At 57.2% G+C, this 26,952-nt stretch carries 29 protein-coding genes; 3 read left to right on the forward strand and 26 right to left on the reverse strand.

Annotation, left to right across the window (positions count from 1 at the left end; translation table 11 throughout):
* Nucleotides 1–23: 23 nt before the first annotated feature.
* Both ACFFK0_RS08890 and ACFFK0_RS08895 read right to left on the reverse strand, forming a co-directional pair.
* The gene (locus ACFFK0_RS08890; RefSeq protein ID WP_377469766.1) at nt 24–1,304 is read right to left on the reverse strand and encodes a homoserine dehydrogenase; all 1,281 of its coding nucleotides are present in this window, start codon (nt 1,302–1,304) and stop codon (nt 24–26) included.
* A 52-nt stretch (nt 1,305–1,356) separates the two neighbouring features.
* A complete protein-coding gene (locus ACFFK0_RS08895; RefSeq protein WP_377469767.1) occupies nt 1,357–1,803 on the reverse strand; it encodes an ACT domain-containing protein in 447 nt (148 codons plus the stop codon).
* 318 nt (nt 1,804–2,121) lie between these two features.
* Here ACFFK0_RS08895 and ACFFK0_RS08900 point away from each other — a divergent pair, with 318 nt between their 5' ends.
* Entirely contained in the window at nt 2,122–4,008 is a 1,887-nt protein-coding gene (locus ACFFK0_RS08900) for an electron transport protein (RefSeq protein ID WP_377469768.1), read from the forward strand.
* 41 nt (nt 4,009–4,049) lie between these two features.
* Nucleotides 4,050–4,592 (forward strand): NUDIX domain-containing protein, encoded by a 543-nt coding sequence (locus ACFFK0_RS08905; RefSeq protein WP_377469769.1) that lies wholly within the window; start codon nt 4,050–4,052, stop codon nt 4,590–4,592.
* A 92-nt stretch (nt 4,593–4,684) separates the two neighbouring features.
* Here the strand turns inward: ACFFK0_RS08905 and ACFFK0_RS08910 are convergent, their stop codons facing one another.
* From ACFFK0_RS08910 to ACFFK0_RS09020, 23 genes are all read right to left on the reverse strand, one after another.
* A complete protein-coding gene (locus tag ACFFK0_RS08910; RefSeq protein ID WP_377469770.1) occupies nt 4,685–4,954 on the reverse strand; it encodes a hypothetical protein in 270 nt (89 codons plus the stop codon).
* A 93-nt stretch (nt 4,955–5,047) separates the two neighbouring features.
* Nucleotides 5,048–6,097: an anthranilate phosphoribosyltransferase gene (locus ACFFK0_RS08915; protein WP_377469771.1), complete on the reverse strand. Its 1,050-nt coding sequence runs from the start codon at nt 6,095–6,097 to the stop codon at nt 5,048–5,050.
* A gap of 145 nt (nt 6,098–6,242) precedes the next feature.
* A complete protein-coding gene (gene obgE / locus ACFFK0_RS08920; RefSeq protein ID WP_377469772.1) occupies nt 6,243–7,544 on the reverse strand; it encodes a GTPase ObgE in 1,302 nt (433 codons plus the stop codon).
* A 12-nt stretch (nt 7,545–7,556) separates the two neighbouring features.
* On the reverse strand, nt 7,557–8,336 hold the full coding sequence (locus ACFFK0_RS08925) for a Spo0B domain-containing protein (RefSeq protein WP_377469773.1): 780 nt from the start codon (nt 8,334–8,336) through the stop codon (nt 7,557–7,559).
* A gap of 82 nt (nt 8,337–8,418) precedes the next feature.
* Nucleotides 8,419–8,730: a 50S ribosomal protein L27 gene (rpmA, locus tag ACFFK0_RS08930; protein ID WP_377469774.1), complete on the reverse strand. Its 312-nt coding sequence runs from the start codon at nt 8,728–8,730 to the stop codon at nt 8,419–8,421.
* 6 nt (nt 8,731–8,736) lie between these two features.
* The gene (locus ACFFK0_RS08935) at nt 8,737–9,072 is read right to left on the reverse strand and encodes a ribosomal-processing cysteine protease Prp (protein WP_377469775.1); all 336 of its coding nucleotides are present in this window, start codon (nt 9,070–9,072) and stop codon (nt 8,737–8,739) included.
* A 10-nt stretch (nt 9,073–9,082) separates the two neighbouring features.
* Nucleotides 9,083–9,394, reverse strand: a complete 312-nt coding sequence (rplU, locus tag ACFFK0_RS08940; protein WP_377469776.1) for a 50S ribosomal protein L21 — start codon at nt 9,392–9,394, stop codon at nt 9,083–9,085.
* Between the two features lie 190 nt (nt 9,395–9,584).
* Nucleotides 9,585–10,835, reverse strand: coding sequence for an Rne/Rng family ribonuclease (locus tag ACFFK0_RS08945; RefSeq protein ID WP_377469778.1), 1,251 nt, complete (start codon nt 10,833–10,835; stop codon nt 9,585–9,587).
* A gap of 16 nt (nt 10,836–10,851) precedes the next feature.
* A complete protein-coding gene (locus ACFFK0_RS08950; protein WP_377469779.1) occupies nt 10,852–11,772 on the reverse strand; it encodes a M50 family metallopeptidase in 921 nt (306 codons plus the stop codon).
* Nucleotides 11,762–12,703, reverse strand: coding sequence for a peptidoglycan DD-metalloendopeptidase family protein (locus ACFFK0_RS08955; RefSeq protein WP_377469780.1), 942 nt, complete (start codon nt 12,701–12,703; stop codon nt 11,762–11,764). The genes ACFFK0_RS08950 and ACFFK0_RS08955 overlap by 11 nt, the downstream gene beginning before the upstream one ends.
* Nucleotides 12,704–12,837: 134 nt before the next feature.
* Entirely contained in the window at nt 12,838–13,695 is an 858-nt protein-coding gene (locus tag ACFFK0_RS08960) for a pirin family protein (RefSeq protein ID WP_377469781.1), read from the reverse strand.
* A gap of 16 nt (nt 13,696–13,711) precedes the next feature.
* Entirely contained in the window at nt 13,712–14,245 is a 534-nt protein-coding gene (locus ACFFK0_RS08965) for a YceI family protein (protein WP_377469782.1), read from the reverse strand.
* 626 nt (nt 14,246–14,871) lie between these two features.
* Nucleotides 14,872–16,026 carry an FtsW/RodA/SpoVE family cell cycle protein gene (locus tag ACFFK0_RS08970; protein WP_377469784.1) on the reverse strand — a complete coding sequence of 385 codons (1,155 nt, stop codon included), beginning with the start codon at nt 16,024–16,026 and terminating at the stop codon, nt 14,872–14,874.
* Nucleotides 16,026–16,823: a septum site-determining protein MinD gene (gene minD, locus ACFFK0_RS08975; protein WP_377469785.1), complete on the reverse strand. Its 798-nt coding sequence runs from the start codon at nt 16,821–16,823 to the stop codon at nt 16,026–16,028. Before minD ends, ACFFK0_RS08970 begins: the two co-directional genes overlap by 1 nt.
* 20 nt (nt 16,824–16,843) lie before the next feature.
* Nucleotides 16,844–17,506, reverse strand: a complete 663-nt coding sequence (gene minC / locus ACFFK0_RS08980; RefSeq protein WP_377469787.1) for a septum site-determining protein MinC — start codon at nt 17,504–17,506, stop codon at nt 16,844–16,846.
* Between the two features lie 72 nt (nt 17,507–17,578).
* Nucleotides 17,579–18,109, reverse strand: coding sequence for a rod shape-determining protein MreD (gene mreD, locus ACFFK0_RS08985; RefSeq protein ID WP_377469789.1), 531 nt, complete (start codon nt 18,107–18,109; stop codon nt 17,579–17,581).
* Nucleotides 18,110–18,112: 3 nt separating this feature from the next.
* Nucleotides 18,113–18,982, reverse strand: a complete 870-nt coding sequence (gene mreC, locus ACFFK0_RS08990) for a rod shape-determining protein MreC (protein WP_377469953.1) — start codon at nt 18,980–18,982, stop codon at nt 18,113–18,115.
* Between the two features lie 34 nt (nt 18,983–19,016).
* Nucleotides 19,017–20,042 carry a rod shape-determining protein gene (locus ACFFK0_RS08995; RefSeq protein WP_377469790.1) on the reverse strand — a complete coding sequence of 342 codons (1,026 nt, stop codon included), beginning with the start codon at nt 20,040–20,042 and terminating at the stop codon, nt 19,017–19,019.
* Nucleotides 20,043–20,254: 212 nt separating this feature from the next.
* Nucleotides 20,255–20,953: a RadC family protein gene (gene radC / locus ACFFK0_RS09000; RefSeq protein WP_377469791.1), complete on the reverse strand. Its 699-nt coding sequence runs from the start codon at nt 20,951–20,953 to the stop codon at nt 20,255–20,257.
* A gap of 159 nt (nt 20,954–21,112) precedes the next feature.
* The gene (locus tag ACFFK0_RS09005; protein ID WP_377469792.1) at nt 21,113–21,562 is read right to left on the reverse strand and encodes an RrF2 family transcriptional regulator; all 450 of its coding nucleotides are present in this window, start codon (nt 21,560–21,562) and stop codon (nt 21,113–21,115) included.
* A gap of 403 nt (nt 21,563–21,965) precedes the next feature.
* Nucleotides 21,966–22,166 carry a hypothetical protein gene (locus ACFFK0_RS09010; protein ID WP_377469793.1) on the reverse strand — a complete coding sequence of 67 codons (201 nt, stop codon included), beginning with the start codon at nt 22,164–22,166 and terminating at the stop codon, nt 21,966–21,968.
* A 59-nt stretch (nt 22,167–22,225) separates the two neighbouring features.
* Entirely contained in the window at nt 22,226–22,903 is a 678-nt protein-coding gene (locus tag ACFFK0_RS09015; RefSeq protein ID WP_377469794.1) for a Maf family protein, read from the reverse strand.
* A gap of 21 nt (nt 22,904–22,924) precedes the next feature.
* On the reverse strand, nt 22,925–23,167 hold the full coding sequence (locus ACFFK0_RS09020; RefSeq protein ID WP_377469796.1) for a DUF4321 domain-containing protein: 243 nt from the start codon (nt 23,165–23,167) through the stop codon (nt 22,925–22,927).
* Nucleotides 23,168–23,337: 170 nt separating this feature from the next.
* Here ACFFK0_RS09020 and ACFFK0_RS09025 point away from each other — a divergent pair, with 170 nt between their 5' ends.
* Nucleotides 23,338–24,768, forward strand: coding sequence for an N-acetylmuramoyl-L-alanine amidase (locus tag ACFFK0_RS09025; protein WP_377469797.1), 1,431 nt, complete (start codon nt 23,338–23,340; stop codon nt 24,766–24,768).
* Between the two features lie 429 nt (nt 24,769–25,197).
* Here ACFFK0_RS09025 and ACFFK0_RS09030 read toward each other — a convergent pair whose 3' ends face one another.
* Nucleotides 25,198–26,763 (reverse strand): SPOR domain-containing protein, encoded by a 1,566-nt coding sequence (locus ACFFK0_RS09030; RefSeq protein ID WP_377469798.1) that lies wholly within the window; start codon nt 26,761–26,763, stop codon nt 25,198–25,200.
* Nucleotides 26,764–26,952: the final 189 nt, after the last annotated feature.

Raw genomic sequence — 26,952 nt, forward strand, 5'->3', positions numbered from 1 at the left:
TCGTACGGCCGCACGCACTCGCGTCAGCCTTCCACCCGGTATACGCTCTTGATTTGATGAATGACGTCCATCGATTCGAATTCGCTCAGCACTTTGTTCATGCTCGCTTGGTTCGCATCGTGGGTAATGATAATGATTTCGGCCGCAGGGTTGCTCACGTTCGGATGCTGCAGCACCGACTCCAGGCTGACGTCGTGCTTCGCGAAAATTTGCGTAATTTGCGCAAGTACGCCCGCTTTATCTTCCACATGCAGCAGAATGAAGTTTTTCGACGAAATTTGCTCGTCGCTCTTCAGCTTTTTCTCTTTGTAAGGCGTGAACAGCTCGCGGCCGTTGACGCCCAGCTTCAAGTTGCGCACGACGGCGACGAGGTCGGCGACGATCGACGTAGCGGTCGGCAGCTCGCCTGCGCCCGGTCCGTAAAACATCGTTTCCCCGACGGCTTCTCCGTAAACATAGACGGCATTGAACACGCCGTTGACGGATGCAAGCGGGTGGGAGTTTTTCACCATCGTCGGCTGGACGCTCACCGAGATATGGTCGTCCTGACGCTCGGCGATGCCGAGCAGCTTGACCGTGTAGCCGAGGCGCTTGCCGTACTGGATGTCCTCCTTGGAAATTGCGCTGATTCCTTTCACCTTGACGTCCTGCAGCGATACTTCCGCATGGAAGCCAAGCGTCGCGAGAATCGTCATCTTGCGGGCTGCGTCCAGCCCTTCGACGTCGGAGGTCGGATCGGACTCGGCGTAGCCAAGCGCCTGCGCTTCCTTCAGCACATCGCCGTAAGCGGCTCCTTCCTGCGACATCTTCGTCAGGATGTAGTTCGTCGTGCCGTTAACGATCCCCATAATTTTCGTAATCCGATCGGACGAGAAGCCTTCGTTCAGCGTGCGGATGATCGGAATGCCGCCGGCAACGCTCGCTTCGTAAAATACGTCGCAGCCGTTCGCAGCCGCCTTGGCGAGGATTTCCGCACCGTGCAGCGCCATCAAATCTTTATTGGCTGTAACGATGTGCTTTCCCTTCTCCAGAGCGGATAAAATATACGTCTTGGCAGGCTCGATGCCCCCCATTACTTCAATGACGACTTGAATGTCCGGGTTATCGATGACATCCCAGGCGTTCTCGGTCAGCTTATCCTTGTCGATGCTGACGGCGCGCGATTTGCTGCGGTCCTGGACCAAAATTTTCTCGATGGAAATCGGCGAGCCCGTCTTGCGCTGCAAATCCTCCTGATGCCCTTCGACGATGCGGACGACGCCGGTTCCAACCGTGCCGAGTCCTAACAATCCAGCTTTGATCATGGTTTCTCTCCTTTGGGGTAATGAAATATTTATCTCTAGACTCTGGATGAACTTATCCGCCTTGCCCGATCACGGCGGCGCGTTTGACCCCGTCCTGCTTCAAGAGCAGCGACAGCAAATCGTCAAGCCCGCCCTCCATGCCGGAAGTATCTACCGAAATGACGACATTGGCCATACCTTGCAGCGGGATCGTCTGGTGAATGGTGAGCACGTTGCCTTCCAGACCGGCTATGAGCGCAAGCACCTTCGATAAAATGCCGGAACGATGCTCGAGATCCATCGATATGGTGGCGAGCCGTTCCCTTTCGACCTTGCTGTAGGGAAAAATGCCGTCCTTGTACTTATAGTACGCGCTTCGGCTTAAGCCCACAAGTTCTACGGCATCGTGAATCGTATTGGCCTCCCCGCGGGCGAGCAGCTCTTTGGCTTGCGCCGCTTTGAGCACACCTTCAGGCAAAATGTCCTCCCGGATGAGATAAAACTTGTCGCGTGCGGTCATATCAGCCTCAACGTCCTCCTAAGGGAGACTATTGTACTTCCATAGAGGACATTCTACCAAAAATCTTTCTCCGCGTAAATAGGCTACCTGTAAAACGAATCAATGGCCCTACATTTTTGCGGGAAAATTACCTGGTCCTCCGGGCCCTCCCGGTCTCCGCGGACCGCAAGGGCCTCAAGTTACGGCAGGGCCTCACAGGCCCCCGGGAACCCGCAACAATCTGTCGGAAAGGCCCGATGGGTGAAAAGACACTTATTAGCATAAAATATCCCCTCTCAGAGAAGCTATCACTAACGAGATGTGGGAGGAAGTCGCCGCATGAGCTTCAAGCCAGTAGCTTTATTTTACTCCTGCTTATTCCTCATCCTTGCCTGTATCGCATTGGTCCGGTACGGCAGCTGGGAATTTTCCTATATCCCCGACGAACGCCGCATCGCCAATCCGGGCGACCCGGAGCAGTCGCGGGCAGGGATGTCGGCATGGGAGACAGAGCGTCCGGAGCTGGAGCCGACCGACGCCATGATTCGTTTCGGACGGGAGGCGTTTTACAGCGAGACGTTTGGCAACGAGACGTTGTTTTCGGACATTATCGGCGTGTTCGACAGTGCGGTTACGATTCCCGGCATGGTGCAGGCCATTGCGGAACTGCGCGGCGAAGGCACGACCAATCTGCGGGTGAAGGCCGCAAAGACCGTTAACGTCGGCGGCCGCACGATTCGCCAAGGCGATTTCATCGACACCGGTCTCGATGTGGCGCGCGGCACCCATTGGCCGCTCGGGATCAAGCTCGTCCGCAAGGAAGGCCGTCTCAAGGCCGGGGTCAGCTGCATTATGTGCCACGCCATCGCCGACCCCGGCAGCGGCAAAGTCATCGAGGGCCCGCCGAACCCGGACATTCAAGCAGGTTTGCTGCTGGCGCTAGGGACGAACTCCTCGGCATTTTTCACCCATACGAATATAGATACGAAGCTTCTCCGATCGTTCGTAAGCGACCCGGCCCGGACGGTCGAGACGAGCGACGGCCGGCGCGAACCGCTACCGGATCCGGCCCTGCTGGAAGAAGCGGTCGACCGCGCGCTGCTGCAGTGGCCGCCCGGCTCCGTCGATACGATGATCGATCTTCAGAACAACCCTTCGCAGATCCCCGACAGCTTTACGCTGGGGGATCACCCGTACGGCTGGAACGGCACCGCCCAGTCGGGCCCGTACCATGGACTTGTTTTCCTGAACGGCTTGCCGAACGGGCAAAATATGGACCCCCTGGTGCAAGCCGACCTCAGCGGCAAGCTGTTCGGCATCGATAAAGAAACATACTTGGCCACCCTGATGCAAAATGCCGCCAACCCGAAATACCGGTATCGGGTCGGTTCCGGCGAGCGGCCGTCGGACTTTTTCCGGCGCGTCGATCCGACCCCGGGCGCCCCCGGCCTGAACACGCTCGTGCCGACGCCGGATTCGCCCCGGTCGTCGTTCGTCTCGCTTGTCGGTACGATCGCATCCAAGCCGGGCTACCGCATTCATGAGCACAATATCGCGATGGCCGCCTACCAAAATACGCTGAAGCCGCCGGCAACCGGGCTCCCCCGGAACGATGCGGCGTTCGCCAGAGGGCGCGGCGTATTTCGCCGGGCCGCTTGCATCTCCTGCCACGCCGGAGACACGTTTACGAATCATCGCGTAGTCCCTCTGTCCGTCATCGGCACGGAACCGACGCGGGCGCAAGCGCTTCGCAAAGCCGGAGAAAACTGGGGGCATAATGTGACGTACGACTGGGCGACCCGCGTCCCGCTCCCCGAAAGCCCCAAGCTGCTGCAAATTCCGGTTCCGGACTCTGAGAATGCCCGGATCGCGCTTATGCAGGGCGGCTCGGAAGGCGGCTATAAAGTGCCTGGTCTATTCGGCTTGTACTGGTCGGCCCCCTATTTGCACGACGGCGGTGTCGCCGCCGGCAGACGACTGCAGGACGAGCAGGGATTGCCGGGTACGCTGTACCGGGGCATTCCCGCCGAACCGGCGAACAGCTTGCGGGCCCTGCTCGACCGGGGCTTGCGGGAACGCGTAGTGCGCGCCAATCTCGGCAGCGCCGAAGCCCGCGGCGCGCATCTGACGGGACAAGGCCATCCGTTCTGGGTCGATGAGCAAGCCGGTTTTACGAGCGAGGATCAGGACGCGCTTATCCATTATTTGCTTCGGCTGACGGATTAGACGATACTGGTGGTACACGTCTTAGAGGGGAGGATCGCTTCATGATCCGTCTGCGCATGATCTCTGCAGCCTTATTGTTCAACTCCCGCGGGGAGCTGCTCATGATGAAACGATCTGAACGCCGCACGTTATCGCCGGGACTGTGGGCCGCCGTGGGCGGCCACCTCGAGCCGCATGAGCTGAACGACCCGTACGCCGCCGTCCTGCGCGAAATCGAGGAGGAAACCGGTTTACGGCCTACGCAAATGACCGGGCTGCGGCTGCAGTACATTTTGCTGCGGCTGAACGGCTCGGAGATTCGGCAGCAATTTTTTTATGTCGGCCATACCGACGCCGAGCCGTGCGTGCAAACCGATGAAGGGGAGCTGCACTGGATCGGTAAAGAAGCGATCTTGGACAGGCCGCTTCCTTACATTTTCCGCATGCTGCTTGAGCATTACTTGAGGAACGGCCCTGCCCCGGATCCCTGGCTCGCGACAGCCGGACGCGAGGATGGCGGACCGGCTATGTATTGGACCCCGCTGCGTGATCCGCCGCCTCCCGGGGTGTATGAAACCGGTTTTCCTATAACGAACGAACCGTAACAGAAAAAACGGCAGCCTGAGGCGCACATAACGCCCGGGCTGCCGTTTTTACCGCTTCGGCTCCATCCTTATGTTCCCAGGATCGAAAGCGATTATAGCTCACGTTCCTTCGCGAGCCTTCTTCGAAAGAGAAGAATTGTCGTGTAAAGAACAAATATACAGATGCTTTCCATCATCAAATGGCTCCAAACCATCTCGTAATGAACGACAACAAACGCGTTCTCTCCCTGCAGATTCTCAAACTCGCCAGGCTGCATCAATCCGCTCATGTATAACGATCCCGAAATCAAAAATATAGCGTAATCCAACGGCACTGCCATAGCGAGCGAAAATAATACTGCATACCCTATTTGCTTCTTCATCCGACAATCCCCTGTTTTGCACTTCGGCAATATATTTGTGTATATCATATTTGCCTTAAGCCCGCAAAGATTGTCCCCCGCGGACTCTTATCTTTACGTACCGGTATGCTGCCCGTCCGGTTTTGCATCCCCCTTCTCCGCCGACTGCTCCCTCCAGCGCTGCAGCAGCCGCCAAGGCTCCTTGCGCTGCAGAAGAGAGGTAACCAGGACAAATCCTTCTTCATAGGTCGCCACTTTATCGAACCACAGCAGGCGCAGCGCCGCGTTAAATATGACATGATCGCGATCCGGCAGCAAGTCGAACCCCGTTTCATTTTGCAGCACCCGGTGGAACCGGTCCAGCAAACGCTCAGTGGAGTCCGGAAGCAGCGGCTCGCTGTAAAATCCGAACGTCTGCGGGTCGACGATGCGCGTTTCGTCGCCATACGCCGATACGATTCGAACGTACGACGGTTTGTACAGCGGAAGCACCTCCGACCCGTGCATCCCCTCTACCAAATACGCGAGCTGATAGCCGAGAAGCGGCAGCAAGGGGGCCCACCGCTGCGCGTCCGGCGGTCCGCCGATCCCGAGCAGAAGCTGCCTTGAATCCAGAGGGTTCAGCACCAGCTCCAGATCGTCCAGCAGCGAAGCCATCCCGAGCTCCTCGCGCAGGGCGCGCAGTCTGGAGAGCGGCGGACAAACGACCGTCGGAGGCAAATAGCCGATCCGCGTTCGGACCGGCTGACCGGAGCCGGCCGTCCCCTGCGGCCCCGTATCGATACGAAGGCAGCGGAGCAGTTCAAGCTGCTGCTCCTCATCCTTGACGCTGCTCGTAATGGACTGCGGAAACCCGGCGGAGGCCAGCACAAGACTGACGGCAAGGGAGAGCAGGAACGATTGGGGGCGGACGAGAGTGCCTCCGATGCATAGCGAATCGGGGGACGGGGGCAGGGCGCACCGGAACTGCCGAAACACTTCGACCATCGTATGCAGCTCTTCCGCCGTTTCTCCCTTCATCCGCATCGCCGTCAAGAAGGCTCCGCTTTGTCCATCGCTGGCCGTGCCGTTGGCGATAGCTGCGGCAGCGGCAGCGGTTATATCGGACGTCAGCGTCTCCCCGTTGCGGTAGGCATCCCAGACAGCTTGAATCCACTGTTTCAAGCAATCACCCCCGAAACATCATGTTATATTTTATCACACAAATAAACCTACGATGATCCACACCGCTTTTTATGTAATATAACATAACATATGCACGAAGTAAAAAACCAGCCTTTCTCCGCAGAGAAGGCCGGTTACCGTCTTCTTATTCTTTTTCGGAGAATTCAAATTCAAGCTCGCCGATTCGAATCGTCTGCCCATCCACAGCTCCGCGCCTGCGCAGCTCGTTGTCCACACCCATCTTGCGCAAAATGTTCGCAAACCGTACGGCACTGTCATACCGGTTAAAGTCCGTACGCTTCGCGAGCCGCTCCACCGCAGCGCCTTCGACGATAAAGACGTCGTTCTCGCGGCGAATCGTGAAGCTGTCGTCATCGTCCTGCTCGAGCCGGTAGATTTTGCGTTCCGCCACTTCGGCCAGCTCCTCGACCGGCGGCGCCGCCGGAATCGACTCCAGCAAATCGGCCACCGCATAGAGCAGCTCCTGGATGCCTTGCTTGGTCGCCGCCGAGATCGGATATATTCGCCGATCCACACCGTCCGCCGCGAGCTTGGCGCGGAATTCCCGCAAATGCTCCTCCGCCTCCGGCACGTCCATTTTGTTCGCTACGATCAGCTGCGGCCGTTCTTCCAGCCTCACGTTATAGAGGCGCAGCTCGTCGTTGATTTTGACATAATCCTCATACGGGTCCCGTCCCTCGGCGGCGGACATGTCGACGACGTGAACGATGACCCGCGTGCGCTCGATATGGCGCAGAAACTCGTGGCCCAAGCCGACGCCTTCGTGCGCCCCTTCGATCAGCCCCGGCAAATCCGCCATGACGAAGCTGCGTCCTTCCTCCACCTCGACCACGCCAAGGTTCGGCGTCAGCGTCGTGAAATGATAGGAGGCGATCTTCGGCCTGGCCGCGGAAACGACCGACAACAACGTCGACTTCCCGACGCTCGGAAACCCGACGAGACCGACGTCGGCCATCACCTTCAGCTCCAGCACAACCCAGCGCTCCACGCCTTCTTCGCCCTTCTCGGCGATTTCCGGTGCCGGGTTCGCCGCCGATGCGAAGCGCGAGTTGCCGCGTCCGCCGCGTCCCCCTCTGGCAATAACGACCTCTTGACCGTGCACCGTCATGTCGGCCAAAATTTCGTTCGTATCGTCATCGATAACGACAGTTCCCGGCGGTACGCGCACGATCATGTCCTCGGCGTTTGCGCCGTGCATATTTTTCGTTTTGCCCTTCTCGCCGCGCGGCGCTTTGAAATGCTTCTGGTAGCGGAAGTCCATCAAGGTGCGCAGCCCTTCATCGACACGAAAAATCACATCGCCGCCCTTGCCTCCGTCCCCGCCGGCCGGTCCGCCGAGCGGAACGTGGGCTTCCCTGCGGTACGAGACGAGACCGTCTCCGCCGTCTCCGCCCTTTACAAATATTTTCGCTTTATCTACAAACATGTCGGCACCCCATTATCTCGTCTTATCGGACTCCCGGTAAGGAAGCCGGACTGCCAGCGAGACAAGTCCTTCCTCGAGCTCGCAGGCCTCTATATATATATCTTCTACGACGGCCAGCAGCGTTTGCTCGTCGAGCTCCCGCTTCAGCTTGTCCGCGTCGTATTGACCGTTATATTCAAAATCAATGAGAAGCCCTTCGTCCTCCTTCGCCATTTCGATCGTCATCGCGTTGGGCTCGTGGACGTATTCACGGGCATAGCGCCGGAACGATTCCAGCACATGCTTTACTGTTCTTTCGACAGCCCCATCCTCCAGCGGAAGCTCGCCGATATGGATTTCCTGCGGAAATTCAAGCTCCAGCTCAAAATCTTTACATTCCGTACGGAACGTGAGCAGGTAGGCGACAAGAGACGGGTCCCCCAGTTTGCCGAGCACACTCTCGTTGTGCAGCTTGAGTCTTATTTTTTCCATGTAAGGCGCTAAGTAATCGTATTTCTTAAGCTGTATGTACCCGGAAAGTATTTGCATATCGTTCATCCAGTCATGGCGAATATGACTGATCGTATGAACCATCTCTTGATGCAGCGTTTCCCGCTGTTCGCGCAGAAGCGCTTCAACCTCGGGGTCGACAAGAGCGTCGGCGGTGTCGGACTCAACCGGCTTCACGGCGGCAGCGGCCGGTTCCGCATTCGATTGCTGATCACGTACATCTTTGCTTGTTCGTTTGCCGAGGGCATAACCCGCCAGCGCGGTTGCCGCCAGTCCCGCTATGAACCACGGAATGTCGATCATAAGCTTCGCTCCGTTTCTTCAAATAGCCGCTAATGAAATAATCCCCGGCGAAGTAACTTATCGCCGGGGACTGATGTTGACATTATACTTCCGCAGTAGCGGCTACCGGTGCAGCTTCGATAGGATACACGCTTACCTTTTTGCGGTCGCGGCCCCAACGCTCGAATTTCACTACGCCTTCGACTTTAGCGAACAGCGTATCGTCGGATCCGATGCCGACGTTCGTGCCCGGGTGAATCTTCGTTCCGCGCTGGCGGACGAGGATGCTGCCTGCCGTTACGGCTTGGCCGTCGGCGCGTTTCACGCCCAGACGCTTCGAGATACTGTCGCGTCCGTTCTTCGTCGAGCCTACACCCTTCTTCGATGCGAACAATTGAAGGTTCAATTGCAACATGTTCGGTTAACCTCCTTCGGTATGAATGTGAATATATGCGCTGTACGATGTTTCGATCGTTTCCAGCATGACGACCATCGATTCCAGAATGACCTGAACCCGTGCCGCTTGTTCCGAATCCAAATCCAGCGGGACAAGCGCGTCGAGCAGGCCTACCTCCATTTCGCATGGAAGTACGACGCCCGCCACTGCCTCGACCGCATTCACGGTACCGACGGAGATGGCCGACACCGCGGCGCAGACCAAGTCTTTGCCCGGTACGTCGTATTCGGCGTGTCCTTCGATGCGAAAGGAATCGATTGCGCCGTCAGAGGGTCTACGCACAATTGTTACTTGTATCATAGAGAGCCTCTTAGCCTTGGATCTTACCGATCAAAACCTTCGTGTATGGTTGACGATGGCCTTGCTTGCGACGGTAGTTTTTCTTCGGCTTGTACTTGAACACGATGATCTTTTGCTCTTTGCCGTGCTTCTCCACCTTACCGGAAACCGTAGCACCGGCAACGAGCGGAGCGCCTACGACAAGACCGTCTTCCTTGGAAACAGCCAGAACCTTGTCGAACGTAACTTCTTCTCCTTCGGAAGCGTTAAGCTTCTCAACGTAGATTACGTCACCCTCGGATACTTTGTACTGCTTGCCGCCAGTCTCGATGATTGCGAACATATAACGTGCACCTCCTCATGTCTCAGACTCGCCTCCAGCCCAGGTGACGACGCGCATGCGCGGCCGTACTTATGGAACCCGCTTCGAGCGGTTACAGCATGACGTCAAACAAAAAAAACAGCCTTCTTTCATGCCTCAAGAATTGTATCACAAACAATTCGCAAGCGCAATGCCGATTTCTGGCTGGCGCCTAATTTTCATGCTGCAGCTCGGGAATCGTCCGGCCTTTGCCTTGGCAATGCGGACACGTCTGCACGAACAGCTCGCTCCAATTATCGCGGGACTTGCGCCGCGTCAGCTCGAGCAGGCCCAGCTTCGTCCAGCCGACGACGTTCGTTTTGATCCGGTCTCTTCGTACCGAATCGGACATTCGCGTCAATACGGCCAGACGGCTCGAATCGCGCTCCATATCGATGAAGTCGACGATGACGATCCCGCCGATATTCCGGATGCGGAGCAGACGGGCGATGGTCTCCGCCGCTTCAAGGTTAATGTGCAGAACGGTTTCTTCCAAATCGATCTTTCCGGTATATTTGCCTGTGTTAACGTCAACGACAGTCAGCGCCTCCGTCTGATCGACCACCAGGTAGCCGCCGCTCGGCAGCCACACTTTGCGGCGGAACGCCCGCTCGAGCTGCTCCGTTACGCCGAACGCGTCGAAGAGCGGCACTTCGCCGTCATGGACGCGAATGTTTGGAGCGGCGGCCGACGCACCGGGCTGAAGCAAGGCGCGCAGCTGCTCTGCCGCGGGCGCGCAATCGACGACGATGTCCGCGACATCCTCGCGCACGAGGTCGCGCAGCGTCCGCTGCAGCAGATCAGCGTCGCGATATAGAAGACAAGGCGCCTTGGAGCTCTTTGCCGCCGCGAGCACGGTGCGCCACCGTTCCCGCAGCAGCGACAGATCGTGAAGCAAAGCCTCCGCCGGCTGCCCGGCCGACACGGTACGAAGAATGACGCCTTCCTCCGGCCGCCGCATCTCCTCGGCCAGCGCCTTGAGCCTCTTCTTCTCGCCTTCCGCTTCAATCTTCCGCGAGACGGCTACGTAAGCCGCATCCGGCATATACACAAGCCAGCGGCCCGGTAAAGAATAATGCGTCGTCACCCGTGCCCCCTTCGTGCCGGAAGGCTCCTTGTCTACCTGGACAATCAGCGTTTGGCCCGGCCGAACCAGCTCCGTAATGCTGGGCTTGACCGCCGGCTGCTTCTCCAGATGTGCCGGAAGCAGATCATCGATATATAAAAAAGCGTTCTTCTCGAGGCCGATGTCGACGAAAGCAGCTTGCATGCCGGGAAGCACGTTGACGACGCGCCCGAGATACAAGCTGCCTGCCTGCTGCCGCTCCAGCGGCCGCTCCATATCAAATTCGACGACGAGCTCGTCCTCCAGCAGCGCCACCCGGGTCATATCGGTGCCGCTCTGCAGTACAATTCGCTTCATGAGAACCACCTCGAAGCTATTTTACCACGATTAGCTCCGAAACCGAACCTCCGGGCGGCGGTTCGCGCAAATACTTCTCCACGACCCTCTGCTCGGGAACGACGGCCTGTATCGCTCCTTGCTCGCCGAGCACATAAATCAAGTGATACTTGTCCCGCAGCAAGAGCTTGACGACATCCGCCACGAGCCGCTGCCCGCTTACAACGATCGGCTGCGCCAGCGTGCCGCTGCCGATGTGGCGCGCGGCCGCCGCCTCCCGGCTCATCAGGAACCGCAAAAATTGGTAAGGAGCATGCCGCAGCAGCATCCAATTCGAACTGAACAAAAATACGGCGATCATCAGTACATTCAATTGCAAATCTCCCGCAGCGATTCGCACCATGGCGGATACGGCCATCATTCCGCTTAGCAGGAGCCCGGCATACCCGCACCAAACAATCGTCCGCCGGTAAGGCGTCCCCGTTCCGACAAGCACCAGCAGCACTTTTCCGCCGTCAAGCGGCAAAATCGGCAGCAGATTGAACAGAGCTATCATCAAATTCGCTTCGATGAAATAGGTCCACCACGCTTCTTCAAGCACTCCTGCCGACCGCATCAGCCACGCGAACCCGATCATCCATACGTGCTGCAGCGGTCCGGCTAATGCGACGATGAGCTCCTCTTTGGCCGGCACGTTCCCGTGCTCTTCCACCTCGGCGACGCCGCCGAACGGAAGCAGGCTGATTTGCCGGATACGCCACCCGAAGCCGCGTGCGGCCGACGCATGTCCGAGCTCATGGATGAAGACGATGACGAATAAGGTAATGGTTTCCAGAAAGTATCCGGTCAGTACCGACAGCACCAGCATCACGACGAACAACGGGTGCAGCCGAATCGGCGCCCCGAGCAGCCTGACCGGCAACTGCGGCCAGAATGGCTTGATCCCCTTACGGAACAATGGAAACCACATCCGCCGGATTGACGAGACGGCCTTCCTTCTGAACGGCAAAATAAATCGTTCCCCCGCTGCCGTCCATGCTTGCCTTGCCGATCGCCTCTCCTCCTTTGATCCAGTCGTTCACCTCCAGCTTGCAGTCCGCAACCCATCCGTACGTTGTCTCCACACCGTCCGGATGGCGAAGCACTACGGTAAAGCCCGTCCCTTCCTTCTCCCCGGCGAACGTGACAAGTCCGGTGTCCATCGCGTACACGGGCGCATCCTGTTTGGTCGATAATAAAATGCCGGGTTTGCCGTCGCTGAAAGGATCGGCAATCGTACCTTTAACCGGCGCGAAGTACGTTCGATGTCCGGACGAATTCACTTTAATGCTTTCTTCGCCGCTGCCCTGAAAGCTCGGCAAAATCGACGTCGAGCCCCGGAAGTTCGCTTCGTACCAAGCGGTCAGCGCTTCCGTATTCATCGGCTCGATCAGCGCTGCAGTCACCCACCTTCGGCCCGTCTGCGCCCATGGGTCATCCAGCTGAAACATCCCCCACACACCGCCGAACAGAGCGGCGCATATCAACAATCGAATGCCGAAGCGGCGGGGAGAAGTCGAGTACACAGGGCGCTCCGGCCCGTCCGGTTGCCGTCCCGCATCCCGGTAGGAGCCTTGTCCGTCCTGCAGCATTTTTTGCTTCCATACGTATTCCGGGTCGTTCCACAAATCGTTGCGCTCACGAGCCCGAAGGTCGGCCGGCACCAGCTCGGGCGCACTCGCCTCCGGCAGCGACGGGCGGCCAAGAGCGGGCAATGGAGCCGGCACCCCGGCCTCCGGCCTCCGGTCTTGCGCATGCAGCCGTTTCAATCGCTCTTGCCTGCGCTGCTTCACGTTGTGCTTCATATCCATATTCCCGCACTCCCCTAAGCTAAGCTCGTCATGGTTCATCCTATGACCGCTCCCGTTAGCTTAGTACAAGCATGCGGACAAGACGATTAAGCCCCCGGCATTATTTTTTTGACGCGCATACAACGGCAAACCCGCACTCCCCTTCTCTCGGGCGTGCGGGTTGATTCTGCCTATTATTGGGGAATCGGGCCGAATTTGCCTTGCTCGTAATCTGCGTATGCCTGGACAATTTCTTCCCGGGAGTTCATAACGAACGGCCCGTAAGCCACGACCGGCTCCCCGATCGGCTTTCCGGCGATAAGCAGCGCCCGCAGCGGCTGCTTCGCCTGGATGGTTAGTTCGGATTCGGCCGCCTCCTCCGATCTGTCCAGCCAAAGCACTTGGCCGTGCTCCCCGTACGACTGCTCTTTGCCGAAGTGGCCATTGCCCTCCAGGATATAGAGGAATCCATTATAGTCGGCCGGCATCGGCTCCGTTAGGATCGCCTCCGCGTCCAGCACGATTTCCACGATTTTGACGGGCTGATGCTGCAGCGTAGCTGCGGACGTATCGCCCGAAGCGCCTCCGAATACGCGGACAAAGCCGCCTTCGACGCGGCGTACCGGAGCGTCCTGCGCCTGCAGATCCTGGTAGCGCGGCTCCGTCATTTTCGCTGATTTCGGAAGGTTAATCCACAGCTGCAGGCTGTGCACCGTTTCACCCGGCAGCGGATCCTCGGAATGGATAATTCCTCTGCCTGCGGTCATCCACTGCACGTCCCCCGGCCGCAGCACGCCGCGGCCGCCGTGATTATCCTCATGCTTCAGACTGCCCTCCAAGACGAACGTAACCGTCTCGATGCCGCGATGCGGATGAAAGCCGAACGTGCCTTGACGGAACCAGTCTTCCATCATGACGAGGAACGGATCGAATTCCGCCCAATGCCCCGGCTCCAGCACGCGCGCCACTTGAAGATGAGAGCCGCTGCCGGGCTTCGGCGATACGCTCCAGCTTCGCTTAATCGTTCGCTTGAACGTTGATTGCTCGCCCATCCTTATCCCCCCGCTATCACGCTTGACGAGATGCCTCGATTTCGATCGAAACTTTAATTTCGTCGCCGATCAACACGCCGCCCGTTTCCAATACTGCATTATAGGTTAACCCGTAGTCGCTGCGTTTAACACTTCCGGCCGCACTGAAGCCGACCTTCTCGTTGCCCCATGGATCTTTGCCGGCGCCTTCGTATGTTACGGAAAACGTTTCGGACAGCGTCGTGCCGTGCAAGCTCACATTGCCGGTTACCTCATACTCGCCTTCCCCGACTTTCTTGATGCTTGTCGATTGGAACGTAAGCTTCGGATACTTCTCTACATCGAAGAAGTCACCGGAACGAAGATGTGCATCGCGGTCCCCATTGCGCGTATTGATGCTGGCGACGTCGATTTCGAACCGGATATCGGCCGTCGTCAAATCGGCGGGATCCGCTTCAATATGCGCTGTAAAGCTTTCGAAAGAGCCCTTCACCTTGGCGATCATCATGTGCCGTACCGAAAATTCGATCGAGCTGTGCGAAGCGTCAACTGCCCATACTGCTTTTGTCATAATAAAGTTCCTCCTCAAATTAACTTACTTTTAGTATGCCGCTAATAATTAATTACTTCATGAACTTATCATATCCGGATAACTCAATATTGTCAATCTTAAATTTGAGATTTTTTTCTGCAAGCGGCCGCTCTTCTTCCTCTAAGCAAGAAAACGGCTTGCGCCGTCCTTGGACGAATAGATTTACGGCGTTAATCTGGTTGTGCAAAATAGTGCTTGTTGCTTGGCGTCTTTATCCCGGCATAACGCTACCGTAGCGGAATCAGCCAAGGTATGGAGTGATACTTTTCTTTGGCGTAACCTACTCCAATTACCGCTTAACGAGGAGAAAAACCTCCTATGCGGCCCAAGCTTCAGCACGGGGTCATTTGTAGAAGAAAGCCTGCAATAGTGCAGGAATCTGAGTCTGGCTGGTTTTCCACGGTTCGATTACTGAGATTCGCAGGCATTTGCTCTACACATCCCGGGTACGGTAAAGATTCCTGTACATGTACATGGATTTTTGCCCATAAACGATCAACTAGACGTAAGACTGCTCGGATAACAAAGAAATTTGACTCACATCATTTCCTAACCAACAAAAAAAGACGCACAGCAGCTTTATCACTGCCATGCGTCATTATCCGTTAAAACATTTGTTCTTTCTCCTGATGTATCCTGACGCTCATTACGAGTCCGATCGACAGCATATTGATCACCAGCGACGTTCCTCCATAGCTGATGAACGGAAGCGTAATGCCGGTAAGAGGCATTAATCCGATCAACATCCCTACATTCTCGAAGATTTGAAACACGAACATGGAGATGACTCCGACGATAATAAACGATCCGCTCAAGGTCGTCGCTTGAATGGAGATTAAGATCATCCGGTATATCAGCCAAAAATAAAGCAGCAGCAGAACCGCTGCGCCGACGAAACCGAATTCCTCGCCGACTACGACGAAGATCGAGTCGGAATACGCGTATGGAACCCTTGCGCTGTGCACGGAATTCCCGTTCATATACCCTTCGCCCAGCAGTCCGCCGGAGCCGATCGCCGTAATCGCCCTCTCCAGCTGATACTTCTTGTCTTTGTCCACAGAGCTCGGATCAAGGAACGTATCGATCCGGTCGGCCCAGTGGCTTACGCCTTTGCCTTCCATAAACGCGTAGATCGGATCATGGAAATGCGAGTACAAGTAAAGAAACAACGCAGCCCCGCCAACGACGAGAAGCGCACCGATCAAGACATGCGAATATTTGATGTTTCCGATCCAGAACATGCCGAGCAAAATAATCAAATAAATAATCGCATTACCAAGGTCTGGCTGAGCGATAACGAGCATGAACGGCACGAATACGACGAGCCCGGTCGGAATGACGTCCCGCTTCATCTCCAGCGCTTCGCCGCCGCGCCGCGCCAACATGGACGCAACGACAAGGATCAGCACGAATTTCATCAGCTCGGCCGGCTGGAAATCCAGATAACCCCCGGGCAGCTGATACCAGCCCCTCGCTCCGTTCTTTTCCGAAGCGAACAGAAATACCCCAACTAGCAGCAAAAGACCGGCCCCATACAAATAGAACGCGATCTTCATCAGCCATTTGTAGTCGAACAAGCTCGTTACGATGAAGGCCACGATCCCTACACCGTACAGTCCCAGGCTCTTGGCAACACTGACTTTGATTTTCGGATCATCGACAGTAGCGCTTTGAATGAGCAGGGTGGAAATAACCATGAAAATGAACATAATTACAAGGATGGCCGGATCCATCCTTTTCAATTTGGACAAGATCGCCATTACGACCCGATCCCCAGAAATTTCTTCATCTTCCGCAGAACGCCAGCCTTCTCCTCAAGCGGCATCAGCGGTACGGTATCGCCAAGTATACGGCGGGCGATATTGCGGAACGCAAGCGATGCCCGGGAGTCTGCACTCATGACCGTCGGCTCGCCAGTGTTCGCCGCTTTAATGACATATTCATCGTCAGGTACAATCCCGAGCAGATCGATGGCCAGCACCGAGCATATTTCATCGATGTCCAGCATCTCGCCATTCTTCATCATATTGGGCCGAATCCGGTTAATGATCAGCTTCGGCGACGAAATGCCGGCTTTCTCCAGAAGCCCGATGATTCGGTCGGCATCCCTTACGGCTGCATTCTCAGGCGTAGTTACGACGATCGCCTTATCCGCACCCGCCACAGCATTACGGAAGCCTTGCTCGATACCGGCAGGACAATCGATGATAACGAAGTCGAATTCATTCTTCAGCTCAAGTACGATCGCCTTTACTTTATCCGGAGTTATGGCGTCTTTATCTTTCGTTTGCGCAGCCGGCAGCAAGTGCAAGTGCTCGAAGCGCTTATCTTTAATCAACGCCTGCTGCAGGCGGCAGCGGCCTTCCGCGACATCGATAATGTCATAGATAATACGGTTTTCCAGCCCCATCACGACGTCAAGATTGCGCAGGCCGATATCGGTATCGACCATGCACACTTTCTTCCCGTTCAAAGCGAGTGCCGTACCGATGTTGGCGGATGTCGTCGTCTTGCCGACGCCGCCTTTGCCTGAAGTGACGACGATAGCCTCTCCCATGTCGAACTCCTCCCTTTAGCTCAGATCGGATTCGGTATGCCGCTGCCCGGCCTGATACGGGCTAAATGCTGCAGCTTATCGATCTCCATTCGTCCGTCTTGAATATATGCAAATTCCATATAGGCTTCTTCAATGCCCCACTCATCCGGCGGTCTGCTGATGATGCCGGCAATCCGTAGCTGGGTCGGCCTTAAGTACGAAGCGGCGATGATGGCCTCGTCGTCTCCGCCGGTTCCCGCATGCGCCATCCCTCGCAACGCCCCCATCACATAGATGCTGCCCGTGCTCTCGATCGTACCGCCCGGGTTTACGTCCCCCAGGAACAACAAATCCCCGTCATGGCGAAGCGTTTGCCCGGACCGGATAATTCCTTTCAGTATCTTGAGCGGAGGCTCCGCGTCTTGTTCGGGCTGGTCCGCCTCGGACTCGATCGATTGAATGAGCAAGTTGCCGCGGGTGCCGATGATGCTCCGGATCCGATCTTTATCCTCATCCGTAGCGGTGCGCTGTCCGAGCTTTACATGAACATGAATAATCGGTCCAGTCAGAATCCGATGATGTGTCTTCTCCAGCTTGTGCTGCAGCTCCTTCAGCAGATCGTCCCACTCGCACGTATCGTCGAGACGAAACACAAGACCGTCCTTGATGCCTTTTATCGTTACGTAATGCTTATCTGCCGTCATGAGTCGTTCTGACCTCCCACCCTATACCATTCGGCTTAGAGTGGCGAAACTCCTCCTTGACCTCCGTGAAATCTACTCGTCCTGTTCGGATTTTCCGCCTTCCCCCACTTTCTCCAGCAATCGCCGGAGCGGCACATAAATAAGCAGCGCAAAGGCGACGTTGAACAGCAGGCTAGGCAGCATTTGGGACGTCAGCATGTGCTCGAACGGAGCTTTCGTCACGTTAAACAACCGATTTAAGCCGTAATTGATGACATTGAACAAAAACTGACCGAGACCGACACTGATCAGTCTATACATTAAGCTTCCCGGTACTCTTCGCTGCAGCAGTCCGGCCAGGTAGCCGGTAAGCCCCATCCCGAACGAATAGACGCCGAGCATCGTCCCGTAAAATAAAAAGTCCTGCAATAATCCGAAAATAATGCCATAAATGAGAGCCGGATGACGCCCTATATACAAACCGACAAAAATAACGACCGTCAACGTAAAATGCGGCACGACAAACGTGACGCTTTGCCACGACGCCGGCATGAGCCACACCATAACCGTCCCCTGCAGCAGCAAAAGGACGAACAGCAGCATCCAGATATAATGGCGTCTCATGCGTCACCTCAGCTCCGGCACTTCGACGACGAATACCTCTTGGATTTGCGTGAACGAGGCGAACGGCTCGACAAGAATGCGCGGCGTGATGCCGAATTCGCCGACACCGATAGAGACGACCTTCCCGACCATGATGCCTTTCGGAAACACTTGCCCGAGGCCCGAGGTAACGACCGTGTCGCCGACTTCGATCCCTTGTGTCGGATCGTGCTCAACCTTCGTCATGACGAGATAATCGCTGCCGCTGGCTCGGTCGCGTTCGTACGTCTCGATGACGCCGAATGACGAGCTTTCTTTGCCGCGAACCGTAACGGAAATCGCCTTCGTTTTGTTGTCGGTATCGTTCAAGTTGTTAAGCAGCTGAACGTCGGAATGAAACGGAAACACATTCTGAATCCGGCCGAGCAATCCCGCATCGGTAACGACTGCCATATCTTTCTTGATGCCGTCCATCTCGCCGAGATCAATCGAAATCGTGCGATTGTAAGCGTCCGTGCTGGCCGCTACGACATTAGCGATATGGTACTTGTAATTGTCCGCCTGCTTCTGCCGCTCGGTGAACTCGAGCATCTTCTGCAGCCGTTTATTTTCCGCTTCGAGGTCATTAAGCCGCTGTGTATCTTCAGCATAATGCATCAGCGTCTTCTTCAGCTCTTTGTTCTCGCGGTAAATGATTTGCAAGTCTCGCAAATCCTGAAAGAAGCCCGCTATAGCGGCAGCGGGCCTGTACATCCAACCTTGCGTCGTAGCCACGGTATCCTTGACAAACTTCTCCGGCCATGTAAAGCCTCTGCGGCTTCCCATCGTCAAGGCCATCAGCACTATAAACACGATCATTCCAAGCAGCAAAAAGAAAAGCCTCTTATTCCCCATGAATTTGACCAACGACTACACCCTCTAACCCGCTTTAGCGTTTCGCTCTGCTGGTCGGACCCGATCGGACCTTGAACAGATGAATATTTTCCAGCGCCCGACCCGTGCCGATCGCAACGCAATCCAGCGGATTCTCGGCAACGAGCACCGGCATCCCGGTCTCTCGCGCGAGCAGCTTATCGAGGTTGCGCAGCAAGCCTCCTCCGCCCGTCAGCACGATCCCGCGATCCATAATATCGGCCGCCAGCTCCGGCGGACAGCGCTCAAGCGTTACCTTCACCGCATCGACAATTGCATAGACCGTATCGGCCAAAGCTTCCGTAATCTCATTGGAGGAAACCGTGATCGTCTTCGGCAAGCCCGACAGCAAATCCCGGCCGCGAATTTCCAGCGTTTCTTCTTTATCCAGCGGCAGCGCCGAGCCGATCTCCAGCTTCAGCATCTCCGACGTGCGCTCGCCGATCGCTAAATTATATGTTCGCTTAATATACTGCATGATCGCTTCGTCCATCTCATCGCCAGCAATGCGTATCGATCGGCTTGTGACGATGCCCCCCAGCGAGATGACGGCAACCTCCGTCGTACCGCCCCCGATATCGACGACCATCGAGCCGGTCGGTTCCCACACGGGCAGATCGGCGCCGATCGCTGCGGCGAAAGGCTCTTCGATCGTATAGGCTTCGCGCGCCCCCGCCTGCTTCGTAGCGTCCTCGACGGCGCGCTTCTCCACAGCCGTAATACCGGACGGCACACAAACCATCACGTTCGGATGGCGTCCGAAGACGGAGCGCTTCTGCGCCTGCCTCATAAAATAACGGATCATCGTCGACGTCGTCTCGAAATCCGCGATAACCCCGTCCTTCATCGGCCGAATGGCGCGTATATTGCCAGGAGTACGGCCGATCATTTTCTTCGCTGCGTCGCCTACCGCCTCAATCGTCTTCGAATCGGTGCGAATGGCAACGACGGAAGGCTCGCGCAGGATGATCCCGCGCCCTTTCGCATAGACAAGCGTGTTCGCGGTACCTAGATCGATGCCCAAATCTTTCGTTCCAAACATGATGATACTCCTTCCGAATAGGACTGCGACATGTATCGTGCACCGGAATAACCGGCGAAGCCCAAGACAAGACAGGCAATATCGATTATTGTACACCAAAATAACCAATCGATACAATGATACGGCAGTCCCTCCACGTACCCCCTGGTATAACGGCGCCATCCGCGGGATTGCGGCCGGCTATAACAACAAACGACAATATTCTACAAGCATTAAAACAAGCCTTGCTCCTTGAAGCTGATCCAGCGCGAATCGCCGATGACGATATGATCGAGCAGCTCGATGCCGAGCAGCTTGCCCGCTTCGTCCAAACGGACGGTCAGCTCGATGTCTTCCCGGCTGGGGGTCGGGTCTCCGCTTGGATGATTGTGAAGGCAAATGATGGAGGCCGCGCCTCGTTCGATCGCCGCCCTGAACAGCTCGCGCGGGTGCACGATCGATGCGTTAAGCGAGCCGATCGACAGCGTCTCTTTGGCGATCAGGTGATTCTTCGTATTTAAAAACAAGGCGACAAAGTGCTCCTTGTTCAGAAAACGCATCTCATCCATCATCAGCTCTGCAGCGTCCCGGGGTGAGCGGATCGTCACTTTGTCGGCGGAGGTCATTCGGGCGAGCCTTCGTCCGAGCTCGATGCCCGCCTGCACCTGCATCGCTTTGGCCGCGCCAATGCCGCGAATTCGCATCAGCTTCGCCGTGCTCATCCCGACAAGGCCTCGCAAACCGCCTGCTTCGCATAAGAGCTGCTCGCCAAGCCGGATAACCGACTGCTCGGCGGTGCCTGTGCGCAGCAAAATCGCCAGCAGCTCCGCGTTGCTCAGCGCCTCCGGCCCGCTCTGCAGCATTCTCTCGCGCGGCCGCTCCTCCGCGGGCAGCTCGCGCATCGTCAAGTGAAGCTTCGGGGCAGCTTCCATGTGATCTCCTCTTTCTCCGCCGCACGAACCGGCGGCTGGGGCTAGTTTCCACAGTATAACATGGAAATGTGCCTTTGCATACCATTATTTGGATTACGTTCGCATTGGAGGGGAACATACAAGGAAATAAAAAAGCGGCATACCGCCCCGCCGGGAAGGTTACCGCTGTATATTGAACTTCTTCCGTTCGCCGCCGCCGCATTGAAGCTGCTCAAGCACGCCTGCGATCGTAAGCTTCTCCAAGTACTGCTCCATATGAAGCTCCGCCTCGCCGAAGATGCCGTCCATAACCTGCTTCATATTCGAGGAAATCGGACATTCCTTGCTCTCGTCACCCGAACACCATGAAGGACGCAGCGTTCCCGACGACGTCAGCCGGTAAATTTCGGCCAGCGTCACACGCTCCGGATTGCAATTGATGCTAAAGCCACCGCCGATGCCTTCCTTCGTTCGAACATAGCCCTCCTTGCGCAGCAGGCTCATCACTTTCCGGATCCGGGCCGGATGAGTCGCCACATTGACGGCGATGTAATCGCTTGTAGCCATGCAATCCGGCTTCGAGGCTAGCAGCACGAGACTGTGTACGGCAATGGTGAACTCGCTGTTCATCGGTGCAACATCCCCCTCTGGCTAACACTGTTCGCTACTGTTATTGTAATTTTTACAGATCCTATTCGTCAAGGTGGCCCGCATCGGAAACAGGAAAAAAGCACGGACAGAAACAACTTTTACGGTAAAGTCACCACCCGTGACATCAGCTAGCCAACACATTTTGCGAGAGATAGCCCCTTGCCCTCAACTTCAAAAGCCGCTGTATTCTCCATATTTCCGCCGGTCCTCACCGGTCCTTCCTCTCTCTTCGCCCCCGATCTTGGTATCCGGCATACTGGCCGGGGTTTTCCTTAGACTGGCAGGCACTGATGATCCATACGCCGGTTAACCCACTGTAGCGGTTCGTCGTTCCTGTACGTTTAGAAAACTTTGAGCGCCGCTTTCTTTCGGAAGCCCGGTCCTATATCGGCGTCTCGTTCCCGTACATCGCGGCACCCGTCACGCAGGCACCGGTATGAGCGTATGGTTCGGCGCCGCTATCGTGCGGTAGCAGCTGAAGCTGCCGAGAGAGCGCTTGAATGGTGTCCCCCGTACCCGATTTCGTCTTCTTCATGTCGCTTCGGGGTCTGCCGCGATCAACAGCGTGCATGTGCCATGTCATGCCGGTCCAGCTCCCCTGTCTGAAGGCGGAGCTGCCGGAAGCCGATCGGTAGCGTCCCATTATCGATCGCTTAACAGCGGGTGGAGACCGAATACAGCCAGCATCATGTAAAGCAAATTGAGGGGAAGCCCCATAACGCTGTAGAAGTCCCCTTCCATCCGCTCGATCATGACGCTGCCGATTCCCTGCACCCCATAAGCCCCGGCTTTGTCCATCGGCTCCCCCGTACGGATATAACCGCGGATTTCCGCTTCCGTAAGCGGCCTGAACGTAACTTTCGTAACCGTATGGCCGACCGTTCCGCTGCCTCGAACCCGATAGCCGCCCGTCGTTCCCATTGGAATCCGGCTTTCCTCTATGCTTGCAAGTTCCGGGAACGGCTTACCGATACATGCCAGACCGGTATACACGTAATGCGAGCGCCCCTGCAAACCGGACAGCATGCGGAACGCGTCCGCCTCGTCCCGGGGCTTGCCGAGCACTTCGCCCTCCAGAACTACGATCGTGTCGGAACCGACGACGACGGAGTCATTTTGCCGGGATGGCTCAAGCGTTTGAAAGACGGCTTCCGCCTTGCGCAGCGCCAATGACTCTACAATGTCTGCAGGCGGCAGCCCGGGCTCGGTCGTTTCGTCGACGTTGCTGACCTTCACTTCGAACGGAAGGCCGAATGCCCGGATCAGCTCCTGCCGGCGCGGCGATGATGAGGCGAGCACGATCATTTTGAAATCGGACATGGTTCGGATCTCTCCTTATTGTTACAACTTGCGGTACAGCCAGAAGCCGCCGAGCAAGCCGAGAATACTTACGATATTTAGCTTGACCTGAAGGTTCAGATCATATTTGACGACGAGCAGATCGGCGCTGGGTGACCATAGGATCCTCGCGGCCTTCGTCAGTGCGGACAAACCATTGACTTGCGACAGCAGCTCGCCGACGATCGTTCCCGCAATAATGCCAATGATGAGAAATAAGGCTAGCGTCCAGTTGTTCTTTTTCATCGGTGGGGTGTCCTCTCGTACATGGTTGCAATCAACGTTATTATACTTGTCGCTTCCTTGAACTGGCAATGTCGAATCCGCGTAATGGCGGACATTACCGGATTACAGGCTGCGAACGCTTTAGGTAGAATACTAGAGTAGATTGCAAGCATAGGAGAGAGCGGAACATCATGACCAGACTTTTGAAAATGGTTACCCTCGGCGCCGCCATACTGATGGCCTTGCCTGCGGCGTCCGCGGATGCCGCCAAGGTCGTCGTCGATCCCGGTCACGGCGGGAAAGATCCGGGGGCGCGCGGCGTGAACGGACTTTACGAAAGCTATGTCAATTTGGACATTTCCCTGAAGCTGCGCGACGAGCTTGTGCGCCGCGGCTACGAGGTGGTCATGACGCGTACGGACGATGTGTACTTGTCTCTGCCGCAGCGGGTGGAATTCACGAACGAGCAGAGCGGCGATTTGTTCGTTTCGGTGCATGCGAATTGGTATAAGCAGCCGTCGACGAACGGCTCCATGGTTCTCTATTACGACGATTCCGCACCTCAAGCCGATTACCCGGCCAGCGCCGAGATGAAGGCGTTGACGCCGGAGAGCCGAACACTTGCCCAGAACGTGCAAAACCGGCTTGTCGATGCGGCGGGGACGGCGGATTTAGGGCTGACCAAGAGCGCCGTATACGTCGTGCGCATGGGGACGGTTCCCAGCATTCTCGTGGAGACAGGCTTTCTCTCGAATGCGGGCGACGCGAAGCTGCTGGCGGACGACAACGCCCGCAGACGGATGGCCGCCGGAATCGCAAGCGGGATAGAAGCCTACTACCCGCCGACGGACCCAAGTCTGGGCGAGTTCCAGGATCTGCGCCGTCATTGGTCCAAGGAGGCTGTGCTGCGTCTGCACGAGCGGGGCATCGTCGAAGGCGCAGGGTCCGGCTTCATGCCGGAACGGGCCATGACGCGCGCCGAGTTCGTCACGATGCTGGAACGGGCTATGCCGCTGCCGGCATGTGTCGATGCGGGAGCCGGCGGTACTGCGGCGGCGGATGATGCGGAAGCGGATGGTGCGGCGGATACGGTGGCGGCGTTGAAATCGGGGGCCGGCGGTAAGGCCCCGGTCATGAAGCCGCAAGCTTCGGGCGGCTCCAATGCCGCTGCGGCACCGGCGACATCGGTCGCCGGCGCCGTGTACGGGTGCTCGCCGGAGGCGAGCACCGCCTTCACCGACGCTGCGCCCAGCCACTGGGCGTACGCGTCGCTGCAGAAGGCCGTGCGCAGCGGCCTTCTGCAGGGCTATCCGGACGGGACGCTCCGTCCGGACAGCCCGCTGAAGCGCGCCGAAGCGGCGGCGCTTCTGCAGCGGTACGGCAGCGCGGCTCGGCTCGCGCTGCCCGTGCCCGGCACGGCGGTGCCGGCGGCTTCGGCTGCGCCGTTCGCCGACGTGCCGGGCACGTATTGGGCGGCGGCGGACATCGCCGCCCTCGCCGGCGCCGGTGTGATCGACGGCGCCAAGAACGGGCAGTTCCAGCCCGAGCGAGCAATGACACGGGCGGAGATGGCGGCCATGCTCGACCGTTACTTGGCCGCCCTGCCGGCCTCTTCTCGCTAGCGAAGGCCTGACGCATCAATGCGCCAAAGTTCTTGCATGCTTCGACCATCCAATCTTCAAAGGTCCTAACGGGACTCAGATATCCAGGCGCCAGTAATCTCCGCGGGGGGTCGCACATCCCCGCGTCTATCTTCCCGCATGGGACCTTGGCGCCCAGCTTCCCTGTATGTTGAACAAAGCCCGGCCCCGCAACACTCATCTATCGATTCGTTAGCAATTGGAAATAACGGATCAGCACACAATCCGTTATCTCCCAATAAACTGGTAAAATTAGCAAAATAAAACCTTGAAAATCCCTTATCCTTACAACAACGGATTCCAGCCTCACCCCGCAGCACAGCCAATCCCGGCAATCGCGACAAAAAAACGCCCGGCCGTCAAGCCCTTCTCGGGCGACGGCCGGGCGCTTTGCATCTTCCGACAGCTTCCTTATTGAACGGCAATCGCCGTCAGCAGCTCTTTCTCCGCTAGCACATACTGCATAAGCGCCGATTGCGCGTTCCACAGCATCCCTGTCGAAGGCGCCTTCTTGTACGCCTCCAGCGATTGTACGGCGCTGTTCATCGAGCTCGACATCCGCTGCAGCGCCGGTTCTGCATTTGGCGCCGCTCCGTTCTTCACCGCGGTGGCTGCGGCCACCCACGATTGATAGCTCGACTTCAGCCCGTTCATCGTGGAGTCTTCCAGTGCTGTCGGCGTCGTTTCCCGCAAGTGCAGCACGGTGAGCCCCGCCATCATTTGCGTAAGCTTATTGCCCTGCTGGAAAAACGTGGACAGCTCTCCGGCCGTCGCCTTGCCGTCCCATTTCAGCTTCGGCGCGGCGGGAATGTTCACCGCCTTGACGAAGGCGTCCACCTTGTTCGCCTGCAGCTTGCTGCGCAGCTCGGCCGCCTCCTCCTTCTGAAGCGCGAAGCCGGCGAATACCGTCGTCTTCTCCGCAGACTCCGCCATGCTCGCCGCAGCATAGCCTTTCTTTTTCAGCTCCGCCTCAGCCGCCTGAACGGCGGAACCGGAGCTGAAGATGCCGTTCTGCAGGAACGAATATGACCTTGCCGGCAAGTTGACGGCCACGACCGATTCCGCCGTGATGCTCCCCGAGGCAGCGGCCTTATCGGCTCCTTGCTGTCCGGCCGTCCCCCCCGCAGCAGCTCCGGTAACGGCCGCAGGCGTCTGCCCCCCGAGTCCCGGCAAGCGAAACGGCAGCGTATCTTCAGTAAACATCGACAGGACTACGAATCCGAACAAAACGCCGGTTACAACCGCCCCGGTTACGGACAAAACGATCCGTGTCCAGGGAGGCGGCGTTGACGACCGTGTATAGCGGGTACCGGGCCGCGGCTCATAACCGGCCTCATGATCCATTCTGCCGGGCCTGTCCTCGCGGCTATAGCCTTCGTACCCGCCGGCGAACGGCTCGCGATAAAAGTCATGATGGCCGCTCTCGTGCGCCGCCCAATCCGCTTCCGCCTCGCTCTTCCGCTTGCGGCCGTTACGGGCGCCGAAGCCGCCTTCTGCGCCGATCCAATTGCTCATATCCGTTTCTCTTCCATCCCTCATTTGAGACGCGTAATCCGGAACCGTCGGAGCAGACGTTGCGGACGAAGCGGACGGACCTGCCGCTGCCTGAGATGGGGCCGCCGAATCCGGACGGGCCGTCTCCACATACCCGGTCTCCCCGTTCATCCGTTCGTTGTACTCGCGGATGATCCGCTCCACCCGCTCCGTCTCGTCTTCGAACGGGCTCCGGTATTCCCCGAAATCGGTGCGGAACTCGTTCAATATCAGCGGCTCCCGCCGGCCGTTTGCCGGCTCTTCGACCGCCTCCATGCGCATCGTATCGTCGGCCACGACTTGAAATTCTTCTTGATAGAGAGGAATTACCTGCGGCTCCGGCTTGCGGGCAGTCTCCTTGCGCTCTTCCTTACGCGTCTCCCTGCGGCCTTGTCCCTCAAACCGATACGTAATTCTGGCTTTGCCGGAATTCGATTTCATCATGATCATTACGCTCCCTTGTCTCTTTAATCTAGTACTAGACTATGAGCGCCATCGAGAGATTATGACCGTTCCACGCAAACCGGCCGGAAAAAAAATAACGCCCCGAGCCCGGACTGTCCGGGTACGAGGCGTCCATCCGCCGCAATCGACTCTATCTACTTACCAATCTAGCGCCGGCTTCGTCCAAGC

Origin of the sequence: Paenibacillus chartarius, assembly GCF_042432825.1 — a bacterium.
GTDB classification, from domain to species: Bacteria; Bacillota; Bacilli; order Paenibacillales; family NBRC-103111; genus Gordoniibacillus; species Gordoniibacillus chartarius.

Bases quoted from the DNA above. Each gene is read 5' to 3' on its own strand.
- ACFFK0_RS08890 (WP_377469766.1), bottom strand. From the start codon at position 1,304: ATGATCAAAGCTGGATTGTTAGGACTCGGCACGGTTGGAACCGGCGTC.
- ACFFK0_RS08895 (WP_377469767.1), bottom strand. From the start codon at position 1,803: ATGACCGCACGCGACAAGTTTTATCTCATCCGGGAGGACATTTTGCCT.
- ACFFK0_RS08900 (WP_377469768.1), top strand. From the start codon at position 2,122: ATGAGCTTCAAGCCAGTAGCTTTATTTTACTCCTGCTTATTCCTCATC.
- ACFFK0_RS08905 (WP_377469769.1), top strand. From the start codon at position 4,050: ATGATCCGTCTGCGCATGATCTCTGCAGCCTTATTGTTCAACTCCCGC.
- ACFFK0_RS08910 (WP_377469770.1), bottom strand. From the start codon at position 4,954: ATGAAGAAGCAAATAGGGTATGCAGTATTATTTTCGCTCGCTATGGCA.
- obgE (WP_377469772.1), bottom strand. From the start codon at position 7,544: ATGTTTGTAGATAAAGCGAAAATATTTGTAAAGGGCGGAGACGGCGGA.
- ACFFK0_RS08925 (WP_377469773.1), bottom strand. From the start codon at position 8,336: ATGATCGACATTCCGTGGTTCATAGCGGGACTGGCGGCAACCGCGCTG.
- rpmA (WP_377469774.1), bottom strand. From the start codon at position 8,730: ATGTTGCAATTGAACCTTCAATTGTTCGCATCGAAGAAGGGTGTAGGC.
- ACFFK0_RS08935 (WP_377469775.1), bottom strand. From the start codon at position 9,072: ATGATACAAGTAACAATTGTGCGTAGACCCTCTGACGGCGCAATCGAT.
- rplU (WP_377469776.1), bottom strand. From the start codon at position 9,394: ATGTTCGCAATCATCGAGACTGGCGGCAAGCAGTACAAAGTATCCGAG.
- ACFFK0_RS08945 (WP_377469778.1), bottom strand. From the start codon at position 10,835: ATGAAGCGAATTGTACTGCAGAGCGGCACCGATATGACCCGGGTGGCG.
- ACFFK0_RS08955 (WP_377469780.1), bottom strand. From the start codon at position 12,703: ATGAACCATGACGAGCTTAGCTTAGGGGAGTGCGGGAATATGGATATG.
- ACFFK0_RS08960 (WP_377469781.1), bottom strand. From the start codon at position 13,695: ATGGGCGAGCAATCAACGTTCAAGCGAACGATTAAGCGAAGCTGGAGC.
- ACFFK0_RS08965 (WP_377469782.1), bottom strand. From the start codon at position 14,245: ATGACAAAAGCAGTATGGGCAGTTGACGCTTCGCACAGCTCGATCGAA.
- ACFFK0_RS08970 (WP_377469784.1), bottom strand. From the start codon at position 16,026: ATGGCGATCTTGTCCAAATTGAAAAGGATGGATCCGGCCATCCTTGTA.
- minD (WP_377469785.1), bottom strand. From the start codon at position 16,823: ATGGGAGAGGCTATCGTCGTCACTTCAGGCAAAGGCGGCGTCGGCAAG.
- minC (WP_377469787.1), bottom strand. From the start codon at position 17,506: ATGACGGCAGATAAGCATTACGTAACGATAAAAGGCATCAAGGACGGT.
- mreD (WP_377469789.1), bottom strand. From the start codon at position 18,109: ATGAGACGCCATTATATCTGGATGCTGCTGTTCGTCCTTTTGCTGCTG.
- mreC (WP_377469953.1), bottom strand. From the start codon at position 18,982: ATGGGGAATAAGAGGCTTTTCTTTTTGCTGCTTGGAATGATCGTGTTT.
- ACFFK0_RS08995 (WP_377469790.1), bottom strand. From the start codon at position 20,042: ATGTTTGGAACGAAAGATTTGGGCATCGATCTAGGTACCGCGAACACG.
- radC (WP_377469791.1), bottom strand. From the start codon at position 20,953: ATGGAAGCTGCCCCGAAGCTTCACTTGACGATGCGCGAGCTGCCCGCG.
- ACFFK0_RS09005 (WP_377469792.1), bottom strand. From the start codon at position 21,562: ATGAACAGCGAGTTCACCATTGCCGTACACAGTCTCGTGCTGCTAGCC.
- ACFFK0_RS09010 (WP_377469793.1), bottom strand. From the start codon at position 22,166: ATGACATGGCACATGCACGCTGTTGATCGCGGCAGACCCCGAAGCGAC.
- ACFFK0_RS09015 (WP_377469794.1), bottom strand. From the start codon at position 22,903: ATGTCCGATTTCAAAATGATCGTGCTCGCCTCATCATCGCCGCGCCGG.
- ACFFK0_RS09020 (WP_377469796.1), bottom strand. From the start codon at position 23,167: ATGAAAAAGAACAACTGGACGCTAGCCTTATTTCTCATCATTGGCATT.
- ACFFK0_RS09025 (WP_377469797.1), top strand. From the start codon at position 23,338: ATGACCAGACTTTTGAAAATGGTTACCCTCGGCGCCGCCATACTGATG.
- ACFFK0_RS09030 (WP_377469798.1), bottom strand. From the start codon at position 26,763: ATGATGAAATCGAATTCCGGCAAAGCCAGAATTACGTATCGGTTTGAG.